Consider the following 6269-nt stretch of genomic DNA (forward strand, 5'->3'; position numbering starts at 1 on the left):
GGATGCCTATCTGGGGGGACAGGCTTCTCGCCGCCGGCGGCGCCCCGGTCACCGTTCCGCGTGACCCGGCCCGCGACGCCGCCCGCGACGAGCTGCTCAACGCCGAGTACCACAAGAACGACCCGACCGTCCTGGAACGCGTCGTCGACTGGATCTGGGACCACATCGACCGCGCCATGGGCAGCATCTCCGGCGACGGCACCGACGGCACCACCGGACTGGTGCTCTTCCTGATCGTCGCCGTGGTGATCGGCGCCGCCCTCTGGTGGCGCCTCGGCGCCCCCAAGCGCGCCGCCCGCACCGTCCTGGGCGTGTACGGCTCCGACGGCCCGCGCAGCGCCGACCGGTACCGCGCGGACGCCGCCGGGCACGCCGCCGCGGGCCGGTGGTCCGAGGCCGTCCGCGAGCAGATGCGCGCGCTGGTCCGGGCCCTGGAGGAGCGCACCCTGCTCGACGCCCGCCCGGGCCGCACCGCCGACGAGGCCGCCGCCGAGGCCGGCCGGGCCCTGCCCGAGCACGCCGCCGCGCTGGCCGCGGCCGCCCGTACCTTCGACGACGTCGCGTACGGCGAGCGCACCGCCGACCAGGCCGCCTACCAGCTGCTGCTGGACCTCGACCGGACACTGGAACGCACCCGCCCGGTGCTCGCCCACGCCCCCGTCGCGGCCGCCGTCCCGGCCCCGACCTCGACCACGGGAGGAGCGGCATGACCAGCACCGCCCCGGCTCCCCCCGCCGCCGAGCAGTCCGCCGGACGACCCGCCGCCGACGCCGCGCCGACCAGCCTCGCCCCCACCGGGCGCCGCCTGGCCCGCCGCGCCCGCTGGTACCTGGTCTTCCTCGCCGTCCTGCTGGTCGCCGCCGTCGGCATCGCCGTCCTCAACCGGGGCCACCGCTACCCGCCGAACGACCCCCGCTCCTACGACGCCGACGGCTCCCACGCCGTCGTCGCCCTGCTCGAACGCCAGGGCGTCACGGTCGAACTGGGCACCGACCCCACCGCCGCCGCGAACGGCGCCGACACCCTGGTGCTGCCCGAGCCCGACCTGCTCAGCCCGGCCCAGCTGCGCGCGATCGCGGCCGCCCGGCACCAGCGGCTGGTCCTGATCGCCCCGGGCCCGGCCGCCCTCGGCGCCCTCGCCCCCGGCGTCCGCGCCGCCGACGAGGCCGGCGGAGCCCCGTTCGCGCCCGTCCGCGGCACCCAGCCGGGCTGCACGCTCCCCGAGGCCCTCCGGGCCGGCAGCGCCGCCATGGGCGGCATGCTCTACACCAGCGGCAGCCGCGGCGACGGCTGCTACCCGCACGGCCGCGACTACCCGCTGGTCCGCACCCCGAGCGGGGGCGGCGACGTCGTCGTGCTCGGCAGCGGCCAGTTCCTGCGCAACACGGAGCTCGCCGAGGACGGCAACGCCTCGCTCGCGCTCGGCCTGCTCGGCTCGCAGCCCCGCCTCACCTGGCACCTGCCCGACTACACCGCGCCGGTCGCCGAGGGCACCCAGCGCAAGTCCTTCGGCGACTACATCCCGAAGGGCTGGCACTGGGCCTTCTACCAACTCGCCGTCGCCGCAGTACTCGCCGCCCTCTGGCGCGCCCGCCGCCTCGGCCCGGTGGTCAGCGAGAACCTTCCGGTGGTGGTCCGCGCCGCCGAGACCACCGAGGGCCGCGCCCGGCTCTACCGGCGGGCCAAGGCCCACGGCCGCGCCGCCGAGGCCCTGCGCCGCGCCGCAGCCCACCGCCTCGCCCCCGCCCTGGGCGTCCCGCTCCAGGCCGGCGCCCCCGACCCGGAAGCACTCTGCGCGGCCGTCGCCGGCCGCCTCCCCGAACGACCCGCCGGGGACGTCCGGGCCCTGCTCTACGGCCCGCCCCCGACCGACGACGCCGCGCTGCTGCGGCTCGCCGACGACCTCGACGCCCTCGAAAGGCAGGTACGGAACCCGTGACCGAACAGGCGACCGCCCAGCTCCGCATCACCCCCGGCACGGCACCCGCCACCCCCGCCACCGACCCGCGCACCGCGCTGACCGCCCTGCGGGCCGAGATCGGCAAGGCCGTGGTCGGCCAGGACGCCGCCGTCACCGGCCTCGTGGTGGCCCTGCTCTGCGGCGGTCACGTGCTGCTCGAAGGCGTCCCCGGCGTCGCCAAGACCCTGCTGGTCCGCACCCTGTCCACGGCACTCAGCCTGGAGACCAAGCGCATCCAGTTCACCCCCGACCTGATGCCCGGCGACGTCACCGGCTCGCTCGTCTACGACGCCCGGACCGCCGAGTTCTCCTTCCAGCCCGGCCCGGTCTTCACCAACCTGCTGCTCGCCGACGAGATCAACCGCACCCCGCCCAAGACCCAGGCCGCCCTGCTGGAGGCCATGGAGGAGCGGCAGGTCACCGTCGACGGCGAGCCGCGCGCGCTGCCCGTCCCGTTCCTGGTCGCCGCCACCCAGAACCCGGTCGAGTACGAAGGCACCTATCCGCTGCCCGAGGCCCAGCTCGACCGCTTCCTGCTCAAGCTGATCCTGCCGCTGCCCGACCGCGACCAGGAGTTCCAGGTCCTGTCCCGGCACGCGTCCGGCTTCGACCCCAAGGACCTCGCCGCGGCCGGCGTCCGCCCCGTCGCCGGGCCCGAGCACCTCGCCGCCGCCCGCGAGCAGATCGCCGCACTGACCGTCTCCCCCGAGGTCCTCGCCTACATCGTCGACCTCTGCCGGGCCACCCGGCAGTCCCCGTCGCTGTCCATCGGCGTCTCCCCGCGCGGCGCCACCGCCCTGCTCGCCGCCTCGCGCGCCTGGGCCTGGCTCGCCGGACGCGACTACGTCACCCCCGACGACGTCAAGGCACTCGCCCTGCCCACCCTGCGGCACCGCGTCGCGCTGCGCGCCGAGGCCGAGATGGAGGGCGTCACCGCCGACTCCGTCATCCAGGCCGTCCTCGCCCAGACGCCCGCCCCCCGCTGACCCACGCCCACCGGCGTACCGGGCGAGCCGCCGCCACCGAACCCCCGGCCCCTCCGACCACGGGCTTCCGAAGGAGCGCACCCGCATGGCCCTCACCGGGCGAACCGCCCTGATCGCCGCGCTCGGCGCGCTCTTCGTGGGCCTCCTGCTGCCCTCCTGGGCCGGGATCGGGGCCGTCACCGGCGCGGTCCTGCTCGCCGTCCTGGCCGACCTGGTGCTCGCCGCCCCCGTCCGCAGCCTGCGGATCGTCCGGGGCGGCACCACCACCGTCCGCCTCGGCGACACCGCCTCCGTCGAACTGACCGTCACCAACCCCTCCGGGCGGCCCCTGCGCGCCCTGGTCCGCGACGCCTGGGCCCCCTCCGCCTGGCGCCCCGGCACCGCCGAGACCGCCTCCCGGCACACCCTCACCGTCCCCGGCGGCGAACGGCGCCGCGCCGTCTCCGTGCTCGCCCCGAGCCGCCGCGGCGACCACCACGCCCACCGGGTGACGGTCCGGTCGCTCGGCCCGCTCGGCCTGGCCGGCCGCCAGGGCTCCCACCACGTCCCCTGGACGGTCCGCGCCCTGCCCCCGTTCCACAGCCGCAAGCACCTGCCCTCCCGGCTCGCCCGGCTGCGCGAACTCGACGGCCGCACCTCGGTGTTGACCCGCGGCCAGGGCACCGAGTTCGACTCGCTGCGGGAGTACCTGCCCGGCGACGACGTCCGCTCCATCGACTGGCGCGCCAGCGCCCGCCGCCACACCGTCGCCGTCCGCACCTGGCGCCCCGAACGCGACCGGCACATCCTCGTCGTCCTCGACACCGGCCGCACCTCGGCCGGCCGCGTCGGCGACGCCCCCCGCCTGGACGCCGCCCTCGACGCCGCCCTGCTGCTCACCGCTCTCGCCACCCGCGCGGGCGACCGGGTCGACCTGCTCGCCCACGACGCCCGCAAACGCGCCGCGGTCGTCGGCAGCGCGCCGAACGAGATCCTGCCGGCCTTCACCAACGCGATGGCCCTGCTGGAACCCGCGCTGCACGAGACCGACATGCGCTCCCTTGTCTCCACCGCGCTCAAGATGGCACCGCACCGCTCGCTGATCGTCCTGCTCACCGGCCTCGACGCGGCCCCGGTCGAGGACGGCCTGCGGCCCCTGCTGCCGCTGCTCACCAAGCGCCACGAGGTCGTCCTCGCCTCGGTCGCCGACCCCCACCTGGACGTGCTGGCCGCCGGTCGCGGCACCGTCGAGGCCGTCTACGGCGCCGCCGCCGCCGAACAGACCCGCGCCGACCGCCGCCACACCGCCGACCGCCTCACCCGGTACGGCGTCACCGTCCTGGACGCCCCGCCCGCCGGGATCGCCCCAGCCCTGGCGGACACCTACCTGGCGCTGAAGGCCGCCGGCCGGCTCTGAACCTCAGTCCCTCCCAGGGGAGTTGAACCGCATGTTGAGCCGGGCCGCCTGACGCGTCAGGTGGTCGCGCTCGGCGAGGTTGGGCGCCCGCCGGGCCGCCTCGACGTACAACCGGGCCGCCGTCGCCAGGTCCCCGTCGCGCTCGTGGAGGTACGCCGCCACCGCCGCGTACCTCGGCAGGGACTCGTCCACCGCCCCCAGCGCCGCCAGCCCGGCCCGCGGCCCGTCCGCCTCACCGACCGCCACCGCACGGTTCAGCCGGACCACCGGACTGTCCGTCAACCGCAGCAACTCGTCGTACCACTCGACGATCTGCACCCAGTCGGTCTCCCCGGCGGTCGGCGCGTCCGCGTGCAGCGCCGCGATCGCCGCCTGGGCCTGGAACTCGCCCAGCCGGTCCCGGGCGAGGGCCGCCTGGAGGATCCCGACGCCCTCGGCGATCAACCCGGTGTCCCAGCGGCCGCGGTCCTGCTCGGCGAGCGGCACCAGACTGCCGTCGGGCGCCGTCCGGCCGGGCCGCCGGGCGTGGTGCAGCAGCATCAGCGCCAACAGGCCCGCCACCTCGGGGTGGTCGATCGCCGCCGCCAGCTGCCGGGTGAGCCGGATCGCCTCGGCGGCGAGGTCGACATCGCCCGAGTAGCCCTCGTTGAAGACCAGGTAGAGGACCCGCAGCACGGTGGCGACGTCGCCCGGCCGATCGAACCGGGCGGCGGACACGGTCCGCTTCGCCCGGCTGATCCGCTGCGCCATGGTCGCCTCGGGCACCAGATAGGCCTGAGCGATCTGGCGGGTGGTCAGCCCGCCGAGCGCGCGCAGGGTGAGCGCGACCGCCGAGGACGGCGTCAACGACGGGTGGGCGCACAGGAAGTAGAGCTGCAGCGTGTCGTCCGTCGCGGCCGCGGGCCCGGGCTCCGGCTCCTGGTCGACGAGGTCCTCCCGGCGGCGGCGGGCGGTGTCCGCCCGGGTCGCGTCGAGGAACTTCCGCCAGGCGACGGTGACCAGCCAGCCCTTGGGATCACGCGGCGGATCGGCTCCCCAGCCGCGGACCGCCTCGATCAACGCCTCCTGCACGGCGTCCTCGGCCGCCGCGAAGTCTGCTCCGCGGCGGACGAGGATGCCGAGCACGGCGGGCGTGAGGCTCCGGATCAGGGCCTCGTCCACCGCGTGGCTTCCGGTGGCCTCCGTCATCGGAGATGGCACTCCGTGGTGGTCGACGGCATGGCCAGGAACGGGCGCAGTTCGAGCCACTCGTGGATCGGCTTCCCCCCGGCTCCGGGAGCGGCCGACAGCTCTCCGGCCAGTTCGACGGCGCGCTCGTAGCTGTCGACGTCGATCACCATCCAGCCGGCGATGAGGTCCTTGGTCTCGGCGAACGGACCGTCGGTCACCGGCGGACGGCCCTCGCCGTCGTACCGGACCCACGTCCCCTCGGGCGCGAGCGCCTGGCCGTCGACGTACTCGCCGGTCTTCTCCAGCCGGGCCGCGAAGTCCTGCATGTACGTGATGTGCGCCGTGACCTCCTCCGGCGTCCACTGGTCCATCGGCGTGCAGTTGACCGCGGTCGGAGCGCCCCGGTAGTGCTTGAGCAGCAGGTACTTGGCCATCGTCTTCTCCTCGGTGCTGATGCGACCCATTGTGGCCGCGTCCACCCCAGGGACGGAGCCGGTCACGGGTTCTCGACACGGCTGACCAAGATTTTTTTCCGGACGTGGCCGACCTCGCCGAACGTGGCCGACCTCGCCGGCCTCGGCTCGGTGGCCCCGGCCTCAGTGGCCTCGGACTCGGTGGCCCCGGAAATGCGAAAAGCCCCTGATCCATTGGATCAGGGGCTTTTCTGAATGATTGTTCGGCGGCGTCCTACTCTCCCACAGGGTCCCCCCTGCAGTACCATCGGCGCTGTGAGGCTTAGCTTCCGGGTTCGGAATGT

At 75.6% G+C, this 6269-nt stretch carries 6 protein-coding genes and 1 rRNA gene; 4 read left to right on the forward strand and 3 right to left on the reverse strand.

Going from position 1 to position 6269, the window contains the following annotated elements; genetic code table 11:
- Positions 1 to 2 precede the first annotated feature (2 nt).
- From ACZ6Z8_RS26785 to ACZ6Z8_RS26800, 4 genes are all read left to right on the forward strand, one after another.
- The gene (locus ACZ6Z8_RS26785; protein WP_465612583.1) at positions 3 to 710 is read left to right on the forward strand and encodes a DUF4129 domain-containing protein; all 708 of its coding nucleotides are present in this window, start codon (positions 3 to 5) and stop codon (positions 708 to 710) included.
- On the forward strand, positions 707 to 1939 hold the full coding sequence (locus ACZ6Z8_RS26790; RefSeq protein WP_465612584.1) for a DUF4350 domain-containing protein: 1233 nt from the start codon (positions 707 to 709) through the stop codon (positions 1937 to 1939). The genes ACZ6Z8_RS26785 and ACZ6Z8_RS26790 overlap by 4 nt, the downstream gene beginning before the upstream one ends.
- Before the next feature lie 26 nt (positions 1940 to 1965).
- Positions 1966 to 2946: an AAA family ATPase gene (locus tag ACZ6Z8_RS26795; protein ID WP_402820201.1), complete on the forward strand. Its 981-nt coding sequence runs from the start codon at positions 1966 to 1968 to the stop codon at positions 2944 to 2946.
- An 85-nt stretch (positions 2947 to 3031) separates the two neighbouring features.
- Positions 3032 to 4342: a DUF58 domain-containing protein gene (locus tag ACZ6Z8_RS26800; protein WP_465612585.1), complete on the forward strand. Its 1311-nt coding sequence runs from the start codon at positions 3032 to 3034 to the stop codon at positions 4340 to 4342.
- 3 nt (positions 4343 to 4345) lie between these two features.
- Here ACZ6Z8_RS26800 and ACZ6Z8_RS26805 read toward each other — a convergent pair whose 3' ends face one another.
- From ACZ6Z8_RS26805 to rrf, 3 genes are all read right to left on the reverse strand, one after another.
- Positions 4346 to 5503, reverse strand: coding sequence for an RNA polymerase sigma factor (locus tag ACZ6Z8_RS26805; protein ID WP_465612596.1), 1158 nt, complete (start codon positions 5501 to 5503; stop codon positions 4346 to 4348).
- 23 nt (positions 5504 to 5526) lie between these two features.
- Positions 5527 to 5946 (reverse strand): YciI family protein, encoded by a 420-nt coding sequence (locus tag ACZ6Z8_RS26810; RefSeq protein ID WP_402820195.1) that lies wholly within the window; start codon positions 5944 to 5946, stop codon positions 5527 to 5529.
- A 240-nt stretch (positions 5947 to 6186) separates the two neighbouring features.
- Positions 6187 to 6269 (reverse strand): 5S ribosomal RNA (rrf, locus tag ACZ6Z8_RS26815); the annotation flags it as partial.

It is taken from the genome of Kitasatospora sp. NPDC101108 (assembly GCF_055584725.1).

Excerpts from the sequence above, each read along its gene's own strand:
- ACZ6Z8_RS26785 (WP_465612583.1), top strand. The coding sequence starts at position 3 with ATGCCTATCTGGGGGGACAGGCTTCTCGCCGCCGGCGGCGCCCCGGTC.
- ACZ6Z8_RS26790 (WP_465612584.1), top strand. The coding sequence starts at position 707 with ATGACCAGCACCGCCCCGGCTCCCCCCGCCGCCGAGCAGTCCGCCGGA.
- ACZ6Z8_RS26800 (WP_465612585.1), top strand. The coding sequence starts at position 3,032 with ATGGCCCTCACCGGGCGAACCGCCCTGATCGCCGCGCTCGGCGCGCTC.
- ACZ6Z8_RS26810 (WP_402820195.1), bottom strand. The coding sequence starts at position 5,946 with ATGGCCAAGTACCTGCTGCTCAAGCACTACCGGGGCGCTCCGACCGCG.